The organism is Butyrivibrio sp. AE2015 (assembly GCF_000420825.1).
Taxonomy (GTDB): domain Bacteria; phylum Bacillota; class Clostridia; order Lachnospirales; family Lachnospiraceae; genus Butyrivibrio.
In genome coordinates this window covers 25,965-48,540 of sequence record NZ_ATVR01000009.1, presented here as the reverse complement: position 1 = coordinate 48,540, position 22,576 = coordinate 25,965, and the positions used below count along the sequence as shown (strand labels likewise).

The 22,576-nt window shown below is 40.3% G+C and carries 25 protein-coding genes and 8 tRNA genes; 2 read left to right on the top strand and 31 right to left on the bottom strand.

Annotated features, from left to right (window positions below):
* The first annotated feature begins 21 nt into the window (after positions 1 to 21).
* Positions 22 to 216 carry a hypothetical protein gene (locus G585_RS0106525; RefSeq protein WP_022773820.1) on the top strand — a complete coding sequence of 65 codons (195 nt, stop codon included), beginning with the start codon at positions 22 to 24 and terminating at the stop codon, positions 214 to 216.
* Positions 217 to 363: 147 nt separating this feature from the next.
* Here G585_RS0106525 and G585_RS0106520 read toward each other — a convergent pair whose 3' ends face one another.
* The 6 genes from G585_RS0106520 to G585_RS0106495 form a co-directional block, all read right to left on the bottom strand.
* Complete coding sequence (locus tag G585_RS0106520; protein ID WP_022773819.1) at positions 364 to 702, bottom strand: hypothetical protein; 339 nt, start codon at positions 700 to 702, stop codon at positions 364 to 366.
* A complete protein-coding gene (locus tag G585_RS0106515) occupies positions 699 to 932 on the bottom strand; it encodes a hypothetical protein (RefSeq protein WP_022773817.1) in 234 nt (77 codons plus the stop codon). The genes G585_RS0106520 and G585_RS0106515 overlap by 4 nt, the downstream gene beginning before the upstream one ends.
* 8 nt (positions 933 to 940) lie before the next feature.
* Positions 941 to 1,465 carry a terminase small subunit gene (locus G585_RS0106510; RefSeq protein ID WP_022773816.1) on the bottom strand — a complete coding sequence of 175 codons (525 nt, stop codon included), beginning with the start codon at positions 1,463 to 1,465 and terminating at the stop codon, positions 941 to 943.
* A gap of 269 nt (positions 1,466 to 1,734) precedes the next feature.
* Positions 1,735 to 2,028 carry a hypothetical protein gene (locus tag G585_RS0106505; RefSeq protein WP_022773815.1) on the bottom strand — a complete coding sequence of 98 codons (294 nt, stop codon included), beginning with the start codon at positions 2,026 to 2,028 and terminating at the stop codon, positions 1,735 to 1,737.
* Between the two features lie 193 nt (positions 2,029 to 2,221).
* A complete protein-coding gene (locus tag G585_RS0106500; protein ID WP_022773813.1) occupies positions 2,222 to 2,731 on the bottom strand; it encodes a hypothetical protein in 510 nt (169 codons plus the stop codon).
* A 59-nt stretch (positions 2,732 to 2,790) separates the two neighbouring features.
* A complete protein-coding gene (locus G585_RS0106495; RefSeq protein WP_022773812.1) occupies positions 2,791 to 2,994 on the bottom strand; it encodes a DUF6462 family protein in 204 nt (67 codons plus the stop codon).
* 130 nt (positions 2,995 to 3,124) lie between these two features.
* On the opposite strand from G585_RS0106495, the gene G585_RS18850 reads away from it, so the two are divergent.
* On the top strand, positions 3,125 to 3,913 hold the full coding sequence (locus G585_RS18850) for a helix-turn-helix domain-containing protein (protein WP_022773811.1): 789 nt from the start codon (positions 3,125 to 3,127) through the stop codon (positions 3,911 to 3,913).
* 334 nt (positions 3,914 to 4,247) lie between these two features.
* On the opposite strand, the gene G585_RS0106485 is transcribed toward G585_RS18850, so the two are convergent.
* From G585_RS0106485 to hpf, 25 genes are all read right to left on the bottom strand, one after another.
* Positions 4,248 to 4,328 (bottom strand) — tRNA-Leu (locus tag G585_RS0106485).
* A 51-nt stretch (positions 4,329 to 4,379) separates the two neighbouring features.
* Entirely contained in the window at positions 4,380 to 5,711 is a 1,332-nt protein-coding gene (locus G585_RS0106480; protein WP_026663825.1) for an MATE family efflux transporter, read from the bottom strand.
* Between the two features lie 94 nt (positions 5,712 to 5,805).
* A tRNA-Lys gene (locus G585_RS0106475) sits at positions 5,806 to 5,878 on the bottom strand.
* Between the two features lie 52 nt (positions 5,879 to 5,930).
* A tRNA-Gln gene (locus G585_RS0106470) sits at positions 5,931 to 6,002 on the bottom strand.
* Positions 6,003 to 6,018: 16 nt separating this feature from the next.
* Positions 6,019 to 6,092: transfer RNA gene (locus tag G585_RS0106465), tRNA-His, on the bottom strand.
* A 95-nt stretch (positions 6,093 to 6,187) separates the two neighbouring features.
* Positions 6,188 to 6,261 (bottom strand) — tRNA-Arg (locus tag G585_RS0106460).
* 4 nt (positions 6,262 to 6,265) lie between these two features.
* Positions 6,266 to 6,336: transfer RNA gene (locus G585_RS0106455), tRNA-Gly, on the bottom strand.
* 73 nt (positions 6,337 to 6,409) lie between these two features.
* A tRNA-Pro gene (locus G585_RS0106450) sits at positions 6,410 to 6,484 on the bottom strand.
* 94 nt (positions 6,485 to 6,578) lie between these two features.
* Positions 6,579 to 7,061, bottom strand: a complete 483-nt coding sequence (locus G585_RS0106445; protein WP_022773806.1) for a metallophosphoesterase — start codon at positions 7,059 to 7,061, stop codon at positions 6,579 to 6,581.
* A gap of 3 nt (positions 7,062 to 7,064) precedes the next feature.
* Positions 7,065 to 7,682 (bottom strand): RdgB/HAM1 family non-canonical purine NTP pyrophosphatase, encoded by a 618-nt coding sequence (gene rdgB, locus G585_RS0106440; RefSeq protein WP_022773805.1) that lies wholly within the window; start codon positions 7,680 to 7,682, stop codon positions 7,065 to 7,067.
* 16 nt (positions 7,683 to 7,698) lie between these two features.
* A complete protein-coding gene (locus G585_RS0106435) occupies positions 7,699 to 8,700 on the bottom strand; it encodes an N-acetylmuramoyl-L-alanine amidase (protein WP_022773803.1) in 1,002 nt (333 codons plus the stop codon).
* Positions 8,701 to 8,737: 37 nt separating this feature from the next.
* Positions 8,738 to 9,886, bottom strand: a complete 1,149-nt coding sequence (locus G585_RS0106430; protein ID WP_022773802.1) for a THUMP domain-containing class I SAM-dependent RNA methyltransferase — start codon at positions 9,884 to 9,886, stop codon at positions 8,738 to 8,740.
* 74 nt (positions 9,887 to 9,960) lie between these two features.
* Positions 9,961 to 10,034, bottom strand: a tRNA-Arg gene (locus G585_RS0106425).
* Between the two features lie 66 nt (positions 10,035 to 10,100).
* Complete coding sequence (locus G585_RS0106420; RefSeq protein WP_022773801.1) at positions 10,101 to 11,252, bottom strand: HD domain-containing phosphohydrolase; 1,152 nt, start codon at positions 11,250 to 11,252, stop codon at positions 10,101 to 10,103.
* 32 nt (positions 11,253 to 11,284) lie between these two features.
* Positions 11,285 to 12,466, bottom strand: a complete 1,182-nt coding sequence (locus tag G585_RS0106415) for an acetyl-CoA C-acetyltransferase (protein WP_022773799.1) — start codon at positions 12,464 to 12,466, stop codon at positions 11,285 to 11,287.
* Positions 12,467 to 12,573: 107 nt separating this feature from the next.
* On the bottom strand, positions 12,574 to 13,320 hold the full coding sequence (locus G585_RS0106410) for an energy-coupling factor ABC transporter ATP-binding protein (RefSeq protein ID WP_022773798.1): 747 nt from the start codon (positions 13,318 to 13,320) through the stop codon (positions 12,574 to 12,576).
* A 9-nt stretch (positions 13,321 to 13,329) separates the two neighbouring features.
* On the bottom strand, positions 13,330 to 14,025 hold the full coding sequence (gene cbiQ, locus G585_RS0106405; RefSeq protein ID WP_330361376.1) for a cobalt ECF transporter T component CbiQ: 696 nt from the start codon (positions 14,023 to 14,025) through the stop codon (positions 13,330 to 13,332).
* Between the two features lie 112 nt (positions 14,026 to 14,137).
* Complete coding sequence (locus tag G585_RS0106400; RefSeq protein WP_022773795.1) at positions 14,138 to 15,139, bottom strand: energy-coupling factor ABC transporter permease; 1,002 nt, start codon at positions 15,137 to 15,139, stop codon at positions 14,138 to 14,140.
* Positions 15,140 to 15,364: 225 nt separating this feature from the next.
* Positions 15,365 to 16,414: an electron transfer flavoprotein subunit alpha/FixB family protein gene (locus G585_RS0106395; RefSeq protein WP_022773794.1), complete on the bottom strand. Its 1,050-nt coding sequence runs from the start codon at positions 16,412 to 16,414 to the stop codon at positions 15,365 to 15,367.
* A gap of 27 nt (positions 16,415 to 16,441) precedes the next feature.
* Positions 16,442 to 17,233 carry an electron transfer flavoprotein subunit beta/FixA family protein gene (locus tag G585_RS0106390; protein ID WP_022773793.1) on the bottom strand — a complete coding sequence of 264 codons (792 nt, stop codon included), beginning with the start codon at positions 17,231 to 17,233 and terminating at the stop codon, positions 16,442 to 16,444.
* A gap of 35 nt (positions 17,234 to 17,268) precedes the next feature.
* Positions 17,269 to 18,429, bottom strand: a complete 1,161-nt coding sequence (locus G585_RS0106385; RefSeq protein ID WP_022773791.1) for an acyl-CoA dehydrogenase — start codon at positions 18,427 to 18,429, stop codon at positions 17,269 to 17,271.
* Positions 18,430 to 18,475: 46 nt separating this feature from the next.
* A complete protein-coding gene (locus G585_RS0106380; RefSeq protein WP_022773790.1) occupies positions 18,476 to 19,351 on the bottom strand; it encodes a 3-hydroxyacyl-CoA dehydrogenase family protein in 876 nt (291 codons plus the stop codon).
* A 110-nt stretch (positions 19,352 to 19,461) separates the two neighbouring features.
* Positions 19,462 to 20,256 (bottom strand): enoyl-CoA hydratase-related protein, encoded by a 795-nt coding sequence (locus G585_RS0106375; RefSeq protein WP_022773789.1) that lies wholly within the window; start codon positions 20,254 to 20,256, stop codon positions 19,462 to 19,464.
* A gap of 206 nt (positions 20,257 to 20,462) precedes the next feature.
* On the bottom strand, positions 20,463 to 21,653 hold the full coding sequence (locus G585_RS0106370) for an acetyl-CoA C-acetyltransferase (protein WP_022773787.1): 1,191 nt from the start codon (positions 21,651 to 21,653) through the stop codon (positions 20,463 to 20,465).
* Between the two features lie 211 nt (positions 21,654 to 21,864).
* On the bottom strand, positions 21,865 to 22,395 hold the full coding sequence (gene hpf, locus G585_RS0106365) for a ribosome hibernation-promoting factor, HPF/YfiA family (protein ID WP_022773786.1): 531 nt from the start codon (positions 22,393 to 22,395) through the stop codon (positions 21,865 to 21,867).
* Positions 22,396 to 22,576 lie beyond the last annotated feature (181 nt).

The window sequence follows — 22,576 nt, the reverse complement described above, 5'->3', positions numbered from 1 at the left end:
AAACTATTGGAGATAAAAGTAATGACAGTTAGCAAATCACAACAGAAAGCAACAAATAAATACATCAAAAAGCAATATGACAGAATAAATGTTACCGTGCCAAAAGGGACTAAAGATATTATTAAAGAGTGTGCTAATCAAGCAAACGAAAGCGTAAACTCTTATATTTGCAAAGCCATAAACATGCGTATGCAATCAGAACAGAATCAAAAATAATAGTGATATTGTCCTTTTAGCACTACACAGGAGATTTTTTTCTCAAATTCAGCTTTTCATATTAGTATTGGTGTTTTACCCATTCATTGGGTAAAATTTCAAATTTGAGTAAAAATCTCCCTATAGTACCGAAGCAGAAACGCCTTATTAAGATTTTATCCTCTGTAGAATTTCAGCTCGTCTTTTTTTCTCTGCATCACTTAACTGTGGTGGTCGATTGATTCTCAAATAATCAACAGGAATATGCGCTATTATGCTCCCATCTTTGTTAACACGCTTAATAGTAACTTCTTTAGGATACTTATCTGCATACTCTTTGACCTTATTTACCCAGCGCTTACGGCTTAATGAAACTGTCATGAGCTTTTTGCTATTAGTAGAATAGTCAATAATATCCTTGTCAGTATCAGACTCAAAGACATTTTCATCATTGGACTTTCCTGTTCTTTCGTCTATCTCTGAAATAGCTTTTTCAAATTCATTCATATAACAATGCACCTCACTATCAAAGTAATAATTATAATAAATTCTACAATTGCTACTCTGCGCCAAAATTCAGCTCTACCAAATTCTAATGACCATTCATAATCAGCTTGAAATCCTGTGACAACAGGAAGTCTTTCTCCATCATGTATGACAGTCAAATTCGGAATAAAATACTTACCTACTGCTTTTTTCATTTCTTTTGCTCTTTTTTTGTAGTTATAGTAAAACATTCTGCACCTCATAAATCTTTAGTATCCGATTCTATCACTTCTGAACTATTAAACATTGGCAGATCATTATAGTTACGTCCATATCTTCTTTCTTGTAGTGTTGGTGTGGTATCTTCAAAAGATATCGCATCTTTATAATTAGCAATATTCTTTAGGGCAAATATCGCAATTGGTGGCGATAAATGACCACTATTAGCTGCTGCCTCGGTAAACGCAATAATACTTTGCCTTGCAACCTTGCAGATATCACTCCATTCACTTGATACATGTATATCTTGATTGCACCAACGCCAATAAGTAACTCTGTCTACTCCTAATGCTAAAGCCAATGACTCAATCCCTGGTCGAAAAGACTTTTCAGCACAGAATTTAAAATACTGCCTTATGCGCTCTTTTAATTCTTCTTCATTTTTCGGTTTACCTAAATTAGTTAATTCAGATATGCAACTGACAGTATTACTTATAAATCCATCTGCCTGTTCAATGCTCCTGTTCATCTGAGCTGTTGGGTAATTACTTTGTTTATTGCTCATAAGTCAAACTCCTTTTTTAGCGTTGCATATGCTCACAGGACTTAGTAAATAAACCTCTGATAATCATGAAATCTTTTGTAGCAATGCACCTTGTTACATGTGGTTCAGTTCCGTAGGGTTTACCATTATAAAATCCGCAGAGCGCACGATAAATAGTTGATGTACTAATATGCAACCAAATAGCTAATCCCTTACGTGTTGGATGATTTCCACAGTTAGACAAATAATCATCAATCATTAGATTTAAAGTATCTGTATCATACATAGGCTTATTTCCTTTGGTCAGCAAATTCCTGACGTAGCCTTTTAACAAACTTCACATACAAATCATGATTATCGGCTACTAACCTAGCTAATGCGGCAGCATAAGATTTATCGCCCATTCCATTAGCATATTGTTTTTCTTCATCAGCACGACGTAAACATAGCTTAAATCGACTAAATCCATCCTCAGAATCATCAATAACAATATAAGGTTTGGGTTTTGTATCAGTTAGAACTGTTTTAGTATATTCAATAAGGACTTTTTCTCCCTCTGCATTATGTGTATATATCTTTTCCATTACTCATCTTGCTCCTTTACTTGACTGTAATAGTTGTGGAAGATACCAAAATATAGAAATATTCCACTCTGAATGTACTATGCCCAAAATTCAGAATCCCATATCTATGCGGTTTCTTAAATTTTCAAAGTGCTAAAAATCCTTATAGTACACTCAGAATGTACTAATAGTTCATTACCAATGTACTGAAAAATTATCTTTTCCATTTATCAACAAATTGATATACTGTTGGTGTTCGGTCAAAGTCATGAGTGTAGCTCCCATCTTCACCTTGCTTATAATGACCTTTGTCAAAGCAGTAAACATCTATAAAACCTTTTTTTATCAAGGCTTTAAGATTGTTGCTGCTAAGTTGTTTTGAATATCCATATTCCTTTGCATGTTTCTCAGGAAAAACAAAATACTTGCTCCCAAAATTCTTTAATCTCTGATAAGTTCCTATTTCAACAGATAAATCAAAATCGCTCACTTCTTTTCCTGTTCGCTTGTGATACTCCTTTAATGTTTGAAATAGACATGTTAACTGTTCCTCAGAAAAAGAATGTACAACTAATACTATGTAGAATTCTTGTAAACCTTTTGGTAGTTTTTTAAATGGCTCTGCTTTTAGCAAATCATTACTGATTCTTGCGTAATTTGAAAGTGGATTTTGATAATACAAATAGCTCTGTAGACCTTTGCTTTCCTTCTTCTTTCTGCTCATTCATTCTTAATTCCCCCTTTTCTTGGCGTAAGTGTTCTGCTGCCTTGATAATAGAATTATTAAGCATCATTTTTCTCCTGACCTTTATTTCCTAACTCATCAATTGCTTTATTTAGCTTTGTCAGATCAAATAACACTCTTCTACCTATCCTTACTTCTGCGCCACTACTTTTTGCAAACTCAACTGCTTTGTTCTTTCCTAAGCCTGTATAAGCTCTTAATTCTGTAACGTTTACTAATCTTTTATATATGGTGTTTTCCATGATTTATTATTTCCTTTCATTTATAGTTCACCTTTAAGGCCCTAAGTGATATCTTTATACTAACAAGGTACTCTATGTGAAACCACAAACTGCCAAAGACTTATTTTGTTAACTTTTTAGGGGAATGATTATGAAACAAGAAGAAAACAATTCAAAACTTGACAAAGAAAAAGGAAAACGGTTAAGACTATGCCGAGAACGTAATAACCTGACTCAAGAACAGTTTGCCGAAAAAATCGATGTGACCGATAAATATGTAAGTATGTTGGAAACAGGAAAGCGAAAAATATCGCAAGAAAAAGCTAAAGAATACGCAGAGTTATTAGATGTAAACCCAGATTACATAATGCTTAAAAGTGACATTATAGAACCAAACAAGGCATTTTTTTTCGAAGCGTTAGAGGATGAGTGTTATGAACTATCTGACCAACTTTTAATCCTTTATATGCTTTCCGTAGGCTACAATATCAAATTTCATGTTATCAAAATATACAATTCAGACATCAAGCCCAAAGCCTTTAAATTAACATCTGTTGGCGGCTCATGTATTAGCTATGCTTCTATAACTCAAACAGTCAATTTCTCAGATTTAAAAGGTGTTAATTTTAACAATAATCATTGCAAGTTAAGAGAAAATAGCGAAATTTCAGAAGTCATAATTACAAATGTCACTATCAATGATACAAAAATGTCTTTTGGAGAGTTCTGTTTTTATATAGATCAGATAACTAACAATATAGACTCTTTATTAAATAATATTCCAAAAACGCATGAATCCTTAAATAACATTGGTCTTATAGATAATCATACTAAGTCCGAGCTAATAGAAGAGAAAGACCTATACAATTTTTATCCCCCTGATAGACTTGGATATATTCCAAAAATCAAAATCCAAAAAAGAAAGAAAAATGATAATTAACAAATACATAGTTTTTTATAATAAATAAACACTATTAGCTTAGTTCTCCAAAATTCAGAAATTGTCTTTTTTATTTTTTCGGTGTTCACAGAGCTAACCTCGGCATCATTAACATACTGCTATAACCCCTCATGTGGGGCTTAAATACTCATTTTTTACTGACACATAGCTGACATCATTTTTGACACCATCTGAAATGGTATTGAATAATCTTACCTAGAATTTAAATAAACCTCAATAAAACAAAGATAGGATAAGAAATACAGATAAACTCTAAAGAAAAAGGCTTTATATGTAATCAAATGTAGACTACATAAAAAGCCTTAAATAATACTGCGGATGACAGGACTTGAACCTGCACGTCGGAGACACTAGAACCTAAATCTAGCGCGTCTGCCAGTTCCGCCACATCCGCATATCCGCCTTACACGAACAAAATTGATTATACAAAGTTTATAAACTAATTTCAAGTATTATTCTCAAAAACCTTAGTGAGCCAGTTGCCTTTGAAATAGTAGATTATAAAGATTATTGCACTGACAGACCAGGTAAGTGGATAAGCCCAGAAAATAACATTAACCACTGGAATTATCCTGACTATTATAGTGATATAAGTGATTCTCAGAAGACACCAGCTAGAGAGCATAACAACCATGGGAACTGTTGTCTTTCCTGCTCCTCTGTATATTCCTGCCAGACAGTGATTTAAGGCCAAAAGGCAGTAGAATAAGCTCTCTGTCCTTGCCTGAGTTGCACCTATCAAAAGAACCTCCGGCTCAGATGAAAACATTCTAAGAAATATCGGTGCAAATAAAAATACCATAAGACCTATAAATTCAGCACAGCTTACGCTGATAACACTTCCGATAACAGCGCCTTTCTTTACCCTCGCAAGTTCTTTTGCTCCTACATTCTGACTTACGAAAGTGGTCAAAGCCATGGACATACATGTTATAGGCAAAAATACAAAACCTTCAAGCTTAAAGTAGCTTCCGCATCCCGCCATTGCAGCTGAGCCAAATGCGTTGATATTGGACTGAACCACAACATTTCCGATGGCAATAACACTATTCTGTATTCCTGTAGGAAAACCTATCATAAGCTCTTTTTTAATAGTCTCAGGATCCATTTTAAGTTTCCTTATATCGATCCTGTGAGGTCCATGAACCTGTGTGAGTTTAATAAATGCAAGCAGTGCACTGACAAACTGAGCAATAACTGTAGCAAGAGCTGCTCCCGCGATTCCAAATCCCAGATCTCTTACAAATAAAAGATCAAGTACCGTATTCAGTACTGTGCTGACCATCAGATAGTACAAAGGCCTCTTGGAATCACCCATGGCCTGAAATACGCCGCAGCAAGCACTATACAGTACATTTCCAAGTCCGCCAAGGAAATATATCTTAAAATACATGATTGAATTCGGCATTACATCTTCAGGAGTTCCCATCCATCCAAGCAGCACCGGTGTAAAGAAATAACCAAATACTGTAAGTACCAGCCCCATAAGGATTGAGAATGTTATTCCTGTATGAGCAGCAATTGATACTCCCTTTTCATCGCCAGCTCCGAACCTTTTGCCGATGATAACGCTGCTTCCCATAAAAAGACCATTTATAAAGCCAACCATCAAAAAAATAAGGCTACCTGTGGTACTAACAGCAGCCAGAGCTTCTTTACCAAGAACATTACCAACTACAACAGAATCGACTACATTATACAGCTGCTGTAAGAGCTGGCCTAAAAAAAGTGGAATTGCAAATAAAATCAGATTTTTGGAAATAGAACCTTTTGTCATAACACACCTAAAAAAATTAAGAACAATTAAATCATGCACATGCATGTGGCAAAACAAAAACCTTGCAAACATACCGTTTACAAGGCTTCTTAAATGAGACACGGGGGAATCGAACCCCCGACAACTTGATTAAAAGTCAAGTGCTCTACCGACTGAGCTAGTATCCCATGTATTACTATGAACAAATTTCGACGCAAAATCACATCCTGTTACGCCTAACTGGGCTAGCCGGATTCGAACCGTCGTATGCAGCAGTCAAAGTGCTGTGCCTTACCGCTTGGCGATAGCCCAACGCACTTTCGTGCAGGGTGGCTAGAGGGACTCGAACCCTCGGTCTCCAGAACCACAATCTGGCGCGTTAACCAACTACGCTATAGCCACCATATTGCGGTGCTACACTAACGATGGAACTGTCAGTGTCCACCAATGGCTCGCACTAGCCATAAAACCGGCAAGTACTCTGCTCATAAAAAAGATGTGCCCGAAGGGATTCGAACCCCCGACCCACGGCTTAGAAGGCCGTTGCTCTATCCAGCTGAGCTACGGACACATGAAGCGGGTGATGGGAATCGAACCCACGTATCTAGCTTGGAAGGCTAGTGTTCTACCATTGAACTACACCCGCAAAACATTTCATAATGAAATTGTCTTGCTTTTACGTTTTCGGCAAAGCTGACGTTTCAAGTTGAAAACTTGAGTCGGGGTGACAGGATTCGAACCTGCGACCCCCTGCTCCCAAAGCAGGTGCTCTAGCCAAACTGAGCCACACCCCGTCTTGCTTTATTGCCTTTCGCCGTAACGCGAGATTTATTATATAATGATTCGGACCGAAATGTCAACAAGTTTTTTGCAATTTTTTTAACGTTTTTATAAGTACTTTATTTCATAGTTTATTATACCACTGTCATCTGTTGTAAGTATGATGTAGCTTGGCCTTCTGCCCTCCTGCCTGGGGTATGATAAGCTGCCAGGATTGAACAGGTAAACTCCTCCCATGGTCTTGGCAACAGGTTTATGAGTGTGACCAAAAAATACAACTTCGGCTCCTCTGGCGATTCCTTCACTGCGAATATAATCAAGATCCATAGATACCATATAGTTATGTCCATGGGTCAAAAAGGCTTTATGACCATCAAATGTAAATTCTAATTCTCTATTCAGGTCGGAGAAAAAATCATTATTTCCGGCAACGAAATATACAGGGCAGTTTGCAGCTATGGCAAATTTACCCTCGGAGCCTTCAAAATCCCCACAGTGAATAATCCCATCCAGAGGTTCTTCAAGGTCTAAAACATCGTAAAAATTATTATCTCTGCCATGAGTATCACTCACAACTAAATACTTATGCATAAATCAAATTCCTTCCCCAAGTAACTTTGCCATTTCTCTGAGAGCTTTTCCCCTGTGGCTGATAGAGTTCTTTTCCTCCGGACTAATCTCTGCGGATGTCTTTCCAAATTCAGGCAAAAAGAAAATAGGATCATATCCAAAGCCGTTCTCTCCGGCAATCTCATAGCCTATTCTGCCCTCCATGGTTCCCTGGCAGGAATAGGTCTTTCCATCGGGAAGTACCGCTGAAATAGCACATACAAAGCGCGCTGTTCTATCTTCATCAGGCACTCCTTCAAGTCTTTCAATGATCTTATTATTCTTTATAGTATAGGATGTATCCTCTCCCATGTATCTTGCAGAGTAGATTCCGGGTTCCCCGTTTAAATAATCAACCTCAAGCCCCGAATCATCGGCAAGAACAATTGTCTCCCCCGCTTCTTCCGAGCTTTTTTCCCTTATCATTTCATAGACAGCTTTGGCCTTTATCATGGAGTTTTCTGCAAAAGATGTTCCATTCTCCACAATATCTCCATCTACGCCTGCTTCTTTCATAGAGAGAATTTCCATACCAAGTCCGCCAAGTATCTCGCGGATCTCTCTCATCTTATTCTTATTACCTGTCGCAAATACTATCCTCATACCAGATATCTCCCAATTATTTATTTACAGCTGCTTCTGCTTTTAATATAGCCTCATAAAGCCCCTCAGCTGCCTTTTTTTCATCCCCGTTGGACTCATATTCAATGTATAGCCTTGCAGATGGTATAGTAGCTGTATTCAGCAGCATATCGTTTTCTTTGGCCTCATAGATTCCTTCAGCCACTGCCCCAAGCTTTTCTGCCGTGCTTCTTTCAAGCATATCAGCAAATTCCGCGTTATTTAGGCTTCGTAAAAAGAACTGACTATTATAGTAGGCAGATATGTTTACACCGTTCATATCTTCCTTTTTAGTAGCATTTAAAGCTATTAAAAGATCAGCCTGAGCTTCATTTACAAACTCCGCTGTCCGCTCCTGTGTAACAGTATCTCCCGAAAGATCTGTAAAGTATATCTTTAAGTTGTTTTCTTCATCTTTTGCAGATATTTCTTTTAACTCACGGGCAATCTCTATTGCACCACCCATACCGTATATATCGCTGGCACATGGATCTACAACAACTACGCCGTCATATATATCTGAAGGTTTGTTAAACTCAACCTCGATAGTACTTGCTTCCGTAAGAGAGATTGAACTGGCATACAGCCCGTCTAGTACAAAATCAAGGCAAACACTTCCGCTGTCATTTTCAGCAACGCACACCGCGCTTCTTAAAATATCAATATCCGTAACCACCGCATTGTCGAGATAGAATCCCTCTTCTCTGCTGTCTATATAAATCCTCAGTTCATGATCTATATATCTGTCCTCAAGTACGATATCATCAGAGCTTACAGTCTTGGATAAAGGTATTATAAGCTTGCCAGACTGTCCTTTTGGGACATTCCGGTCAATCAGAATATTATATGAATCCACAGTAGTTGCCCTGTCTATATGCGTTCCTGCGGCATCCGTGATCAGAATATGCTTGGTGGCAGCCCTTTGAAGCATGACCACAAGGGAAATTGCTCCAAAAATCCCAGCTTTTATAGCCACCCTTTTCATCTGCTCGTTATTCATAGATCTTTTTCCCCATCATAAGTGGCCTCCAAAAAGCTTAGCTGTTCTTTCTCGGAGGCTTTGGCCCCATAAACTGATAAAAATATGTTTTGATCATACCGTTATAGATCTTCCTGTTTTTATCAGCTTTTTTGCCAATATATTTCTCGGCCTGTTCAAATCCTGTAATAAGGTACATTGACCAGGCATCAAGCGCTTTGTACCTGTCACCAATCGTTTTATAAAGAGAAGGCAGCTCTTTCTGATCACCGATTCTCTCACCATAAGGAGGATTGGTGATGATAAAACCATATTTTTTCCTGTGGCTAAGATCAGCGATATCCCTTGCCTGGAAGTGTATCAGATGATCAACACCTGCCTTCCTGGCATTTATTCTGGCTATTTCAACCATTTCAGGGTCAAGGTCATAGCCCTGGATATCAGTTTCAATGTCAGGCAGGATCTCTTCTTTTGCCTCTTCACGAACATCCTCCCAGTTCTTGGGATCAATCAGATTGGTCCACTTCTCAGCCGTGAAATGCCTGTTTATTCCGGGCGCGATATGAGCTGCGATCATGGCTGCTTCAATAGGAATAGTTCCACTTCCGCAGAAAGGATCCACCAAAATCCTGTCTCCGTGCCATGGAGTGAGCATTATAAGTGCAGCCGCAAGGTTCTCTGCAATAGGAGCCTTGGACTCAAGTTTTCTGTAACCTCTTTTGTGAAGAGAATCACCTGTAGTATCAAGAGCTACCGTAACCTCATCCTTCATTAAAAAGACTCTGATGGGATATTCCTCAGCGTCCTCTTTGAACCAGTCAGTATTGTAGCTCTGCTTCATTCTTTCAACGATAGCTTTTTTCACAATGGACTGAATGTCAGAAGGGCTAAAGAGCTTACTCTTAACGCTTGATGCTTTTTTTACCCAGAATTTGCCTCTCTCGGGAATAAACTCTTCCCAGGCAAGCGCCTTAACTCCCTGATAGAGATCCTCAAAGGTCTCAGCGTGAAAGCTTCCGACTTTAATAAGGACTCTTTCTGCAGTTCTCAGGCAGATATTGGCGCGACATACAGCATCAGCATCTCCGGCAAAAGAAATTCTTCCGTCTGAGACTTCTGTAATATCATAGCCAAGGTCTATTATTTCTTTTTTTAAAACGGATTCCAAACCAAAATGGCATGGACAAATTAAATCATATTTTTTCATCATAACTCCGATTATAACAAACAAAAGAGCACAAAAAAAGATGCATCTAATGTTAAACTAGATGCATCTTCCAGTGTGCGTGACAGGATTCGAACCCACGACCTTCTGGTCCGTAGCCAGACGCTCTATCCAGCTGAGCTACACGCACATGTGCCATATCGACAACAAAATATATTATATGCATGGCACAGTTCTTTGTCAACAATATTTTTAATTATTTGCCAACAGGTTTTCCATATGGGGAATAGCCGCCCTTTTCAGCTGCTTCTTCAGCCTTCGTCTCAGCAATGAGTTTTTCCATATCAGGTCTTGCAAATTCAAAGCAGGCCATAAGGCTTGGAGAAAATACTCCGCATTCACCATTTTTGATCATATCATAGGCTTTATCCACAGGGTAAGCTGCCTTATACACTCTGTCACTTACAAGAGCATCATATACATCCGCAAGTGCTGTAAGCTGGGCTGCAATGGAATTTTCTTTTCCCTTAAGTCCGTCAGGATAGCCTCTTCCATCATATCTTTCATGATGATGCCTGCAGATATCAAGGCACATCTCATAATACTCTTTATCTTGGATATCTTTGAGCATCTCTACAATCTCACACCCTCTTGTGGTATGGGACTTCATGACTTCAAATTCCTCTGTGGTCAGTCTTCCAGGCTTTAAAAGAATAGAGTCGGGAACAGATATTTTTCCTATATCATGCATGGCTGACGCCTGAGTTATAACCTCCACCATATGGGGAGTAAGACCAAGCTCAGGATAATTATTCATAGCAACAAGAGCCAGTATACGTACGATGCCCTTTATTCGCTTTAAGTGGTAAACTGACTCCATGCTCCTAAATTCTACTATTGTTGCTATGGTATCAATAACTCTTTCATTACTGTTTTTAAGTTTCTCCTCCTGCTTTTTCAGGTATAGAAACTGCTTTTTCAAAACTCTGGACTGATCATCGACCTTCTCTTCGAGGTTATTCTTGTGATCATAGAGCTCTATGGTTCTGGAAACCCTTCTGTCAACGATAACAGGGTCAAAGGGCTTATGTATAACGTCCGCTGCACCTTTCTGGTAACTTGTTCTCTCAGCTTCGGTAGATGTATCTGCCGTGATCATAAGAACAGGAATACTTTCATTTAAATTGTCCTTATTGGTCATGGCTTCAAGTACTGCATAACCATCCATCTCAGGCATGACAATATCAAGCAGAATTGCCGCAAGTTTATCCTCATTCTGCTCCATGATCTTCATAGCCTCAACGCCGTCTCCAGCCTCAAGAATATTGTACTTGTCCTTAAATATTTCTCCCAAGATGCCTCTGTTTATCTCATTGTCATCTACAACAAGTATTGAGCGATCCGCCATATGCCCTCCGATTTAAATGCTTTTCAAAAAACTTATCTTTCAACTATAGCTGCGCATCCCATTCCGCCACCGACACAAAGTGTAGCAAGACCTCTGTGAACGTCTCTTCTCTGCATTTCATACAAAAGAGATACAAGGATTCTGTTGCCTGAGCATCCAACAGGGTGTCCAAGTGCGATAGCGCCACCATTTACATTGAGGATGTCACTGCTAAATCCAAGGTCGTGCTGAACTGCAACAGACTGCGCTGCGAAAGCTTCATTTGCTTCAATAAGATCAAAGTCGCCAATTGAAAGGCCTGTCTTTTTCATAACCTTCTGTGTTGCAGCAACAGGTCCGATGCCCATGATGCTTGGCTCAACACCTGCAAGTTCTCCTGCAATCCATGTTCCAAGAGGCTTAACACCAAGTTCTTTTGCCTTCTCCTCGCTCATAACGATTATTGCAGATGCAGCATCGTTGATTCCTGAAGAGTTAGCAGCTGTAACAACACCGCCATCCTTCTTGAATGCAGGCTTAAGATGTGAAATGCCTTCAACTGTAACGCCTTTTCTTGGTCCTTCATCTGTATCAAAAATGATTGTCTCTTTCTTTTTCTTAATTTCTACAGGAACAATCTCTTCCTTGAATTTTCCTTCTGCAATTGCCTTCTCAGCCTTGTTTTGTGACCAGGCTGCAAACTCATCAAGCTGCTCCCTTGTAAGATGCCACTGCTCTGCTATATTCTCAGCTGTGATACCCATGTGATATCCGCCAAATGCATCAGTAAGCGCATCCTTGATCATTGCATCCTGGAGTTCTCCGGATCCCATTCTGTATCCGTAACGGCCCTGCTGCATAAGGTATGGTGCCATTGACATGTTCTCCATACCACCTGCCACGATAATATCAGCATCGCCCATTCCAATAAGCTTTGCTGCAAGGTTTACGCAGTGAAGTCCTGATCCGCAAAGTACATTTATTGTTGTTGCAGGAACTTCAACAGGGATTCCTGCGTTTATTGCTGACTGTCTTGCAGGGTTCTGTCCAAGGCCTGCCTGGATTACGCAACCCATATATACTTCATCAACCTGCTCCGGCTTAACTCCCGCTCTTTTTAAAGCTTCCTTTATAACTATTGCTCCAAGTGCAGGTGCCGGTGTTGTTGATAATGTTCCACCCATTGTTCCTATTGCTGTTCTGCATGCTCCCGCCAAAACTACTTTTCTTGCCATAACTTTTCCTCCATTTTTTTATAAATAAAAAGAAGTAGTGTACACCACTTCTATTTTATCATTATAATCACACGTACTCAACGTAATATAATATATTTTTTCCCTTTTTAACATCCACCAAACCTAAGTGGCAGCTCAAGACCATGGTATTCCAAAAGTTCTTTATCCCTTAATATCTCATCTGTTTTTCCATCCGCAATGATCTTTCCATCGTCAATAAGAATAGTTCTCTCACAAGTATCCATGACAAAGTCAAGATCATGGGAAGTAATGAGTTTTAAAGCATCGATTTCATTCAAAATACCAATGAGGTTTTTCCTGTTTCTTGGATCAAGCGCAACTGAGGGTTCATCCATAATTATAATATCAGGCTCCATAGCCAGGATTGTTGCTATGGCCGCAAGCTTTTTCTCACCGCCTGAAAGCTTATAGGTCTGCTTTTTCCTCAAAGCTTCAATATGAACCCTCTGAAGAGCACTAGTCACTCTCTTTTCAACATCTTCAGCGGAAAGCCCATAGTTCTGTGGTCCAAAGGCCACATCGTCCTCAACTGTGGACAAAAAGAGCTGACTGTCAGAGTCCTGGAACACATAGCCAACATGCTCTCTGATGTGATTTAAGTTCTTTTTATCCATGGTATGACCTGCAACTTCAAGCCTGCCCTCGTAATTAAGGTACAGTCCCACCAGCAGCTTCATAAGCGTCGATTTTCCTATTCCGTTTGAGCCGATAATACCAATGCTCTCCTTGTCATGAGCTTCAAAGCTGATATCAGTCAGAACCTTCTCACCCTTTTCATATCCAAAGCTCAAATGCTCTATTTTCAGTATTTCTCCACATACTCCTGTGTGCATATCTTTTCCTCAAAAATGTCTGATTATAATAAAAACAATGATCCAAAAAAGAGGGTACAAAACATCTATCTTCTTAACCTCTTTTCTCCTCATTTTAAAATCACCGTTAAATCCCCTAAGAAGCATGCTCTCATACACCATTTCCGCCCTGTCCATGCTTCTCAAAAGCCACTGGCCTACCAGAGTTCCCCAGGCCTTATAATGAATACCCTTCTGAGACGGCGCCCTTAGGGTATAAGCTGTCATTATCCTGTCCGCCTCTTTTGCCATAACATCAAAGTACCTGTAAATAAGCATGATAACAAGCACTACCGTTTTAGGTACATGAACGCACCGCAGAGCATAGCAAATGTCTTCTATGGAAGTTGTAGCTATGAGGATATACGAAGACAGTACCGCATAAAATCCTTTTAGCATCAAGGTCAGCATAGACACCATGCCACCCGTAACAGCAAATGTCCCCAGGTAAAAAAGAACTCTTTTGTCAAAAAAAGGATTCAGGATCCCCACAAAGATCACGAGGGGAAGAACAAGTCTTACCCTGTAAATTCCTTCTCTGAATGAAAGCTCGCCTATGATAAAACCAAATATAAGATAAACTGACATCAGTATCAGGGGCGTCACCTTATATTTGTCAAAAGAAACCACGGTAAAAATGTATAAAACGCTAAGAAGCAGCTTTCCCAAAGGATGAAGTCTATTCATCCAATGAGAACGCTGCTGCAGATTTTCTATTCTATTTAGTTCAAGTAAATTTTTTTCAATCGAATTCATGTATCAAGTATATTCCAACGAAAGCTTATGGTCAAAGCATTTATCAGGCAATACTCTCTTTTTTCTTAAAAAACTTAAATGCGTAGCAGGCACCAACAGTAACTCCAACTACAACAAGCGCTCCAACGATTCCGGAAAAGCTTGTTCCAACAGCTGATTCGCTGTCCTTGAAAGCGTAATCAGGAAAAAGTGATGTAGTATCCTGAATTGCTGATGCAGTCTCATATGCTCCGCCATCAGCCTCAAGCTCTGTAGTTCCTGCTACCTGTTCCATAGACCACTCAAGGCCATCCGGGAATGCAGATGCAAAAAGAGAAACTACACCGCCACAAATAGCTGCTGCAACTGCAATGGCAATAATAGTGTTCTTAAATGAAAGCTTTCCTTCATTTGAGGATTTCTCGCCAACTCCCCACAAAAGTTCAGGTCTTGCTTCATTTACAAATATAAGAACTGCTGAAGTGATAAGTCCCTCAACGAAGCCGATTGCAAGATGGATTGGCTGCATTGTTGCTAAGAATACTGAAAATGGAAGTTCTGTAATTCCTGACAAAAGGGTCTCAATTGTCACAGAGAATGCTCCCATCTGAAGTGTCAAAACACATCCGATTATTGATGCTGCGATTATTTTAGCTCTTGATGCGCCTTTTTTCATGAAAGGACGCCATATTAACAGTGCTCCCACAAAGCACCCGTAAAAGGCCATATTCCATATATTACATCCTAGTGCCAACAGTCCACCATCAGCAAAAAGAAGACACTGAACAAGTAACACTCCTATCATTGTAAGGAAGCCTGCGTAAGGTCCAAGCATTGCTGAAAGCATCATGCCTCCGCAAAGATGTCCCGAAGAACCTGTGCCCGGAATTGTAAAATTAAGCATCTGTGTTGCAAATACAAAAGCTCCCATTACCCCCATAACAGGAATCTTTTTTGGATCATTTTCTTCCCTCACATTTTTTACAGAAACACCTGCTGCTCCTGTTGATAATACATACATTGTTCCAGCTACTGCCGGTGCCACAAGGGCGTCTGCCATATGCATACTCTTCTCCTCCAATTGGAATTCTTTTAAGGGGAAGGCAAGCACAAAAGTCGGAAGAACTCCGCACCTTTACGCTTGCCTTATCCTTGGCTATAGGTTTTATTATAGTAGAGCGGAAAACCGGCTCACAAGCCCCCTGGGGGGTTATATTTTAAACAATTTAATCAAAAAATCATTAAAAAAAGACCAGCACCAAATTGGCACCGGCCTTTAATGATCAATTTATCAGTTCTTTGCTGCAAGAGCTTCTTTGATCTTCTTTGTAAGAGCAGGAACGATCTTGTTAAGATCTCCAACTACACCATAATCAGCTACATCAAAGATAGGAGCATTCTCATCTTTGTTGATAGCAATGATGATATCAGACTCTTCCATACCTGCAACGTGCTGGATAGCTCCGGAAATACCGATTGCAAAGTAGAGCTGAGGTCTAACTGTCTTACCTGTCTGTCCAACCTGAAGATCCTTTGGCTTCCAGCCTGAATCTACAACTGCACGTGAGCAGGAAACTGTTCCGCCCAGAGCTTCTGCAAGATCATCAAGGATCTTGAAGTTCTCAGCACTGCCAACTCCACGACCGCCTGATACAAGGATCTTAGCTGCCTGGATATCAGCAACTGAAGAAGCCTCTTTAACGATCTTAAGGATTTCTGTGTAGCAGTCGTTCTCTTCGAATCCAGGATTGAATTCAACAACTTCTGCCTTAGCACCCTTGATAGGATCAATCTTCTGCATAACACCAGGACGAACTGTAGCCATCTGAGGACGGAAATCAGGGCAAGCGATTGTTGCGATTGTATTTCCACCAAATGCAGGTCTTGTCATAAGGAGCTGTTTGTGCTTTGTCTCTCTAACTGGTGAAGGCTCAAGAGGGAAATCACCAATATCAAGACTTGTACAGTCAGCTGTAAGACCTGTATGTACTCTTGATGATACTCTAGGACCAAGATCTCTTCCGATAGCTGTAGCGCCAACAAGAAGGATCTCAGGCTTAAACTCATCGATTACAGATGCAAGAGCATGTGTATAAGGTTCTGTTCTGTAATCCTTAAGAGCAGGATCATCAACAACGATTACTCTATCTGCACCATACTCAGCAAGCTTGTCTACAAGCCCCTTAACATCACTACCAAGAAGTACGGCTGTAACTTTTTTCTCATCAAGGTCTTCTGCAAGACTCTTTGCTTTGCCCAGAAGTTCAAGTGCGATACTTGAAAGTTCATTGTCTACCTGCTGAGCAAATATAAATACACCTTTATATTCTTCTAAAGACATGACTTTTCTCCTTTTCAATTAAAAATATTAGATGACGTGCTTTTCTGTAAGCTTACCTACGATATAATCTACTGCTTCTTCAGCTGAATCAGGAGCAACTTTTTCTCCCTGACCCTTCTTAACCTTATCAGAAGCTTTAGCGATCTGTGTAGGTGATCCCTTAAGACCAAGGTTTGAATCGTCAACGTCCTTAAGATCTGCTCTTCCCCAAACAGTAACTTCCTTTTCGAAAGCATCGAAAATTCCGCCAGGAGTCATATATCTGGGCTCATTGAGCTCAGAAAGAGCTGTAACAAGGCAAGGCATCTTAGCCTTTACGATGTGATATCTGTCTTCAAACTGTCTCTTTACTTCTACAGTACGAGCCTTCTCATCAACTTTGATCTCTTCTGCATATGAGATTACAGGAAGGTGAAGGTGCTCAGAAATCTGAGGACCAACCTGAGCTGTATCTCCATCGATAGCCTGACGGCCAGTGATGATAAGATCATACTCAAGATTTCTAAGTGCTCCAGCAATAGTAGAAGATGTTGCCCATGTATCTGCGCCGCCGAGTACTCTATCTGTGACAAGGATTGCCTTGTCTGCGCCCATAGCAAAAGCTTCTCTAAGAACAGCATCAGCCTTAGGAAGTCCCATTGTAAGAACTGTAACCTCTGCTCCATACTGATCTTTTAATCTAAGTGCTGCCTCAAGTCCTGCTTTGTCATCAGGATTCATGATAGCGAGCATTGCACCTCTATCCAATGTTCCATCGGGTTTGAACTTAACGCCGCCCTTTGTATCAGGGACCTGCTTAATGCAAACAACTACTTTCATTGTATTTTCTCCTTATATTTTTCTTCGCTAACTGATTACTTAAGTAATGCTCCGGAAATAACCATTCTCTGAACTTCAGATGTACCTTCGTAGATCTCTGTGATCTTAGCATCACGCATCATACGCTCTACTTCGTACTCTCTGATGTATCCGTAACCACCGTGAAGCTGTACAGCCTTTGTAGTTACATCCATAGCAGCTTCTGCAGCAAAGAGTTTTGCCTTTGCAGCTTCAACGCCATAGTAGTCTTTATTCTTCTTTGCATCAGCAGCCTGGTAAACAAGGAGTTTAGCAGCTTCGCACTGTGTAGCCATGTTTGCAAGCTGGAACTGTGTATTCTGGAATGCTCCGATAGATCTTCCGAACTGCTTTCTCTCTTTTACATACTCAACTGTTCTGTCGAGTGCGCCCTCAGCAATACCAAGAGCCTGAGCAGCGATACCAATACGTCCGCCATCAAGAGTGTGCATAGCGATAGGGAATCCCTTTCCTCTTGCACCAAGAAGGTTCTCTGCTGGGATATGGCAATCCTGGAAAATAAGTTCATATGTTGATGAACCGCGGATACCCATCTTGTTTTCTTTTGTTCCGAAAGTGAATCCAGGAGTATCTTTCTCAACGATGAATGCTGAGAACTTCTTCTGTTTTCTGCCCTTCTTATCTTCTACGATATCTGTGTAAGCGATGATGATATAAATATCAGCTTCCTTACCGTTTGTGATAAAGCACTTTGAACCGTTAAGGATCCACTCTTTACCATCTTCTGAAAGAACAGCCTTTGTCTGAACGCCCTGAGCATCTGTACCAGCCATAGGCTCAGTAAGACCGAAAGCACCAAGCTTCTCACCCTTAGCAAGAGGTACAAGGTATTTCTGCTTCTGTTCTTCTGTACCATAAGTCATGATAGGATCGCAGCAAAGTGATGTGTGAGCAGATACGATAACTGCTGTTGTACCACAAACCTTTGCAAGCTCCTCTACACACATAACGTATGTAAGAGGATCACAACCCTGTCCACCGTACTCCTTTGGAATCGGAATACCCATGAATCCATATTTCTGCATTTTTGCAACTGTTTCCCTAGGGAAAACTTCTGTCTCGTCAACGTCTATTGCATGTGGCTTTACTTCTTTTTCTGCAAACTCTTTGAAAAGAGCTCTAGCCATTTCATGTTGCTGATCAAGCTGAAAATCCATTATTTTTTCCTCCGAATCATATTAATCATTTAAATCTATAATGTAGTTAGGCGCGGTCTGTAGGAACCTTGTTTCCATCTGCATAATTGTAGAAACCAATTCCTGTCTTAACGCCAAGCTTCTTACCACGAACCATCTTACGAAGAAGTGGGCATGCGCGATATTTTGAATCGCCTGTTTCTGAATAAAGAACGTCCATGATAGCAAGAACGATATCAAGTCCGATATAATCGCCGAGCTCTAATGGTCCCATTGGGTGGTTACATCCAAGCTTCATAGCTGTATCGATACCCTGGATATCTGAAACGCCTTCTGAATATACGAAGATACCTTCGTTGATCATAGGAACAAGAATTCTGTTTACAACGAATCCTGCTGCTTCATTAACCTGTACAGGTGTCTTACCAAGGTCTTCTGAGATCTTCTTGATCTTCTCTACCATGTCATCAGGAGTGTTAGCACCCTGGATAACCTCAACGAGCTTCATAACAGGAGCTGGATTGAAGAAGTGCATACCGATGATAGGCTTTGCAAGACCTGAACCGATCTCTGTAATTGAAAGAGATGATGTATTTGATGCAAAGATGCAATCAGGATTCTTTACGATGTTGTCCTGAAGCTCCTTGAAAAGGTTCTTCTTGATATCCATAACTTCAAGAGCAGCCTCAACTACAAGATCAGCATCAGCACAGATGTCATTAAGACCTGTCTGGATCTTGCCGATGATCTTATCAGCTTCTTCCTGAGTTTTCTTTCCCTTAGCAACCTGCTTATCAAGACCCTTTTTGATCTTTGCAAATCCGCCCTCAGCAAACTCAGTCTTGATATCGCAAAGATAAACCTTCTCTACAGACTCAGCCTGAGCAAATGTCTGAGCAATTCCTGAACCCATTGTACCTGCGCCAATAACAGCTACCTTCATTTTAAAATCCTCCTAAAAATAATTTTTTATGTGTATAAGGAAGTTCCGCTCTCACTTTCGTTCGCCGGAACACGTTCGAACCAGACTCAAAAATACTTCGCCAGGTTCTCTCAGCCATTTTTAAAAGCAACAACTTTAACTTTTGCTGGATCATCTTTCTTTCTAAGGAAGTTAGCCATTCCCTCTTTCTGATCCTCTGTCTCAAAGCATGAGCCAAAGAGCTTTTCTTCGATAACGATTGCTTCATCTATATCTGTCTGAAGTCCATCATTGATTGCTTTCTTGCATGCACGAACAGCGATAGGAGCATTAGCTGCGATCTGAGAAGCCATCTTCTCTGCTGCTGCCATGAGCTCTTTCTGTGGATAAACTGCATTAACAAGACCAATTCTAAGAGCTTCATCAGCCTTAATATTGCGAGCTGTGTAAATAAGCTGCTTAGCCATTCCTGCACCTATAAGACGAGCAAGTCTCTGTGTTCCACCAAATCCAGGTGTGATTCCAAGACCAACCTCAGGCTGACCAAACATAGCGTTCTCTGAGCAGATACGAATATCGCAGCTCATTGAGATCTCGCATCCACCGCCAAGAGCAAATCCGTTTACTGCAGCAATTACAGGAACAGGGAACTGCTCGATCTTGCGGAAGATATCATTTCCTTTTTTACCGAAAGCTTCGCCTTCAGCCTTTGTAAGTGTGCTCATCTCTCCGATATCAGCACCGGCAACAAAAGATTTCTCTCCTGCGCCTGTAAGAACAACTGCTCTTACTACATTTGTATCGATTGCATCGAATGTAGCAGCAAGGTCATCAAGAACCTGTGAATTAAGAGCGTTGAGTGCTTCAGGACGATTGATTGTAACGATTGCTACGTTGTCTTTTAACTCACAATTAACAAATCCCATTTTTCATTCTCCTTTATATTTATTAGTGATATACGCATGACTTCATAAGGTAGTTCCAGCTCTCACATTTGTTCGCTGGAACACGCGCACACTAGGCTCAAAAAAACTTCGCCAAGTGTTTACAGCCCTCATGTATGTTCGGTCTTCAAGCTAAATCAGTCTGTATCGTGCAAGCACGACAGACTGATTCAGTTTGAATCCCTTTATCACTCATATTTCTCTACTATAGTAGCGCAGCCCATTCCGCCGCCGATGCAAAGTGTTGCAAGACCCTTCTTAGCATCTTCTCTCTTCTGCATCTCATGAAGAAGAGTTACAAGGATACGGCATCCTGATGCTCCAACAGGGTGTCCAAGTGCAATAGCGCCACCGTTAACGTTAACCTTATTCATATCAAATCCAAGGTCCTTAGCAACTGCAACTGACTGAGCTGCGAATGCTTCGTTAGCCTCGATAAGATCGATATCATCAAGTGAAAGCTCTGTCTTCTTAAGAACTTTCTTTGTAGCTGCAACAGGTCCGATACCCATAACTTCTGGCTCAACACCTGCAAGAGCTCCGCCTACCCATGTAGCCATAGGCTTGATTCCAAGTTCTTTTGCCTTCTCTTCGCTCATAACAACTACTGCAGCAGCACCATCATTGATACCTGAAGCATTACCAGCTGTTACAAGTCCGCCCTCTTTACCAGAGCAGCATTTAAGCTTTGAAAGTGTCTCTACTGTTGTGCCGGCACGAGGACCCTCATCAACCTTGAACTCAACCATTTCCTTTTTAACCTTTACAGGAACAGGAACGATCTCGTCGTTGAATCTGCCGGATGCCTGCGCCTTCTCACATTTCTGCTGTGAGTTTGCTGAGAACTCATCAAGTTCCTGTCTTGTAAGTCCCCATCTATCGCAGATATTCTCTGCTGTGATCATCATGTGATAATGATTGAAAGCATCTGTAAGAGCATCGTTTACCATTGTATCTACAACTGTTCCGTTGTTCATACGATATCCGAAACGTGCATTAGGAAGTGCATAAGGAGCCATAGACATGTTCTCCATACCACCAGCAACAACTATATCAGCCTCGCCAGCCTTGATAAGATCAGCTGCCATGTTGACACAGTTAAGACCAGAACCACAAACTACGTTGATAGTAACTGCAGGAGTCTCAATTGGAAGACCAGCCTTGATTGAAGCCTGTCTTGCTACGTTCTGTCCAAGTCCAGCCTGGATAACGCATCCCATCAGTACCTCGTCAACCATCTCAGGCTTAACACCTGCACGGTTAAGTGCCTCCTTGATTACGATTGAACCAAGTTCTGCTGCAGGAGTGTTGCTGAGGGCTCCACCCATTTTGCCGATAGCTGTTCTCACTGCACCCGCTAAAACTACTTTCTGTGCCATAAAGTATTACCTCCGTTTTTTGGGACATGTCTATGTCCATATTTTATTTAGTTTTGACTTTAGAATCGCTTGATAAATTTTTATCAGAACAGAATAATTTTAGCACACCATATAGTCAAATGCAATAAAAAATAGCTCCCCTCAGGGAGCTATTTTATAAAATCTCAATAAATTGATATTAAATTAACGAATTGTTATTTAATTAACAAGTTCATACTTCAGGTTCAATTATTCCGTATGTGTTTCCTTTTCTCTTATAAACTACGCTTACCTGATCAGTTTCAGCGTTAACAAATACGAAGAAATTGTGTCCTAAAAGTTCCATCTGTACACAGGCATCTTCCGGATACATTGGCTTTGGATCAAATTTTTTCATACGTTCGATCCTGATCTCATCCTCATCCACGTATTCACTCTCAATGTATTCTTTTTTGAAGTTGCTGGCTTCTGCCTGCTGCTTATCAACAAGCTTGCTCTTGTATTTTTTAAGCTGTCTTTCAATAACCTCTTCAACAAGATCGATTGAAACATACATATCGTTACTGATCTGCTCAGCACGAATGATCTTGCCTTTTACAGGAATGGTCACCTCAATCTTATGTCGCTCCTTATCGACGTTTAGTGTGACGTTGGCATTAGTATCAGGAGTAAAATATTTTTCAAGCTTACCTATTTTCTCCTCGACCGCTGCACGTAGCCCTGGTGTAACATCAATGTTCTTTCCTACGATTGTAAATTTCATGCAATCATCCCCTTTGCTACTAAAATGTATAACATATTATAGCATTTATCTGACAATTTATCCAACACATAACACACTTTGAATCCTAATCTTTTTATAAACAACTTCATTTTAGCAATAATGCACAAAAAAATATCTGTTGCTTTCTATTGTGTAAAATTCACTTGCAAAACACCCTTTA

What these genes read in the sequence shown, in the direction of transcription:
- G585_RS0106525 (WP_022773820.1), top strand. Translation starts at nt 22, where the DNA reads ATGACAGTTAGCAAATCACAACAGAAAGCAACAAATAAATACATCAAA.
- G585_RS0106520 (WP_022773819.1), bottom strand. Translation starts at nt 702, where the DNA reads ATGAATGAATTTGAAAAAGCTATTTCAGAGATAGACGAAAGAACAGGA.
- G585_RS0106515 (WP_022773817.1), bottom strand. Translation starts at nt 932, where the DNA reads ATGTTTTACTATAACTACAAAAAAAGAGCAAAAGAAATGAAAAAAGCA.
- G585_RS0106510 (WP_022773816.1), bottom strand. Translation starts at nt 1,465, where the DNA reads ATGAGCAATAAACAAAGTAATTACCCAACAGCTCAGATGAACAGGAGC.
- G585_RS0106505 (WP_022773815.1), bottom strand. Translation starts at nt 2,028, where the DNA reads ATGGAAAAGATATATACACATAATGCAGAGGGAGAAAAAGTCCTTATT.
- G585_RS0106500 (WP_022773813.1), bottom strand. Translation starts at nt 2,731, where the DNA reads ATGAGCAGAAAGAAGAAGGAAAGCAAAGGTCTACAGAGCTATTTGTAT.
- G585_RS0106495 (WP_022773812.1), bottom strand. Translation starts at nt 2,994, where the DNA reads ATGGAAAACACCATATATAAAAGATTAGTAAACGTTACAGAATTAAGA.
- G585_RS18850 (WP_022773811.1), top strand. Translation starts at nt 3,125, where the DNA reads ATGAAACAAGAAGAAAACAATTCAAAACTTGACAAAGAAAAAGGAAAA.
- G585_RS0106480 (WP_026663825.1), bottom strand. Translation starts at nt 5,711, where the DNA reads ATGACAAAAGGTTCTATTTCCAAAAATCTGATTTTATTTGCAATTCCA.
- G585_RS0106445 (WP_022773806.1), bottom strand. Translation starts at nt 7,061, where the DNA reads ATGCATAAGTATTTAGTTGTGAGTGATACTCATGGCAGAGATAATAAT.
- rdgB (WP_022773805.1), bottom strand. Translation starts at nt 7,682, where the DNA reads ATGAGGATAGTATTTGCGACAGGTAATAAGAATAAGATGAGAGAGATC.
- G585_RS0106435 (WP_022773803.1), bottom strand. Translation starts at nt 8,700, where the DNA reads ATGAATAACGAGCAGATGAAAAGGGTGGCTATAAAAGCTGGGATTTTT.
- G585_RS0106430 (WP_022773802.1), bottom strand. Translation starts at nt 9,886, where the DNA reads ATGAAAAAATATGATTTAATTTGTCCATGCCATTTTGGTTTGGAATCC.
- G585_RS0106420 (WP_022773801.1), bottom strand. Translation starts at nt 11,252, where the DNA reads ATGGCGGATCGCTCAATACTTGTTGTAGATGACAATGAGATAAACAGA.
- G585_RS0106415 (WP_022773799.1), bottom strand. Translation starts at nt 12,466, where the DNA reads ATGGCAAGAAAAGTAGTTTTGGCGGGAGCATGCAGAACAGCAATAGGA.
- G585_RS0106410 (WP_022773798.1), bottom strand. Translation starts at nt 13,320, where the DNA reads ATGCACACAGGAGTATGTGGAGAAATACTGAAAATAGAGCATTTGAGC.
- cbiQ (WP_330361376.1), bottom strand. Translation starts at nt 14,025, where the DNA reads ATGAATAGACTTCATCCTTTGGGAAAGCTGCTTCTTAGCGTTTTATAC.
- G585_RS0106400 (WP_022773795.1), bottom strand. Translation starts at nt 15,139, where the DNA reads ATGCATATGGCAGACGCCCTTGTGGCACCGGCAGTAGCTGGAACAATG.
- G585_RS0106395 (WP_022773794.1), bottom strand. Translation starts at nt 16,414, where the DNA reads ATGTCTTTAGAAGAATATAAAGGTGTATTTATATTTGCTCAGCAGGTA.
- G585_RS0106390 (WP_022773793.1), bottom strand. Translation starts at nt 17,233, where the DNA reads ATGAAAGTAGTTGTTTGCATTAAGCAGGTCCCTGATACAAAGGGCGGC.
- G585_RS0106385 (WP_022773791.1), bottom strand. Translation starts at nt 18,429, where the DNA reads ATGGATTTTCAGCTTGATCAGCAACATGAAATGGCTAGAGCTCTTTTC.
- G585_RS0106380 (WP_022773790.1), bottom strand. Translation starts at nt 19,351, where the DNA reads ATGAAGGTAGCTGTTATTGGCGCAGGTACAATGGGTTCAGGAATTGCT.
- G585_RS0106375 (WP_022773789.1), bottom strand. Translation starts at nt 20,256, where the DNA reads ATGGGATTTGTTAATTGTGAGTTAAAAGACAACGTAGCAATCGTTACA.
- G585_RS0106370 (WP_022773787.1), bottom strand. Translation starts at nt 21,653, where the DNA reads ATGGCACAGAAAGTAGTTTTAGCGGGTGCAGTGAGAACAGCTATCGGC.
- hpf (WP_022773786.1), bottom strand. Translation starts at nt 22,395, where the DNA reads ATGAAATTTACAATCGTAGGAAAGAACATTGATGTTACACCAGGGCTA.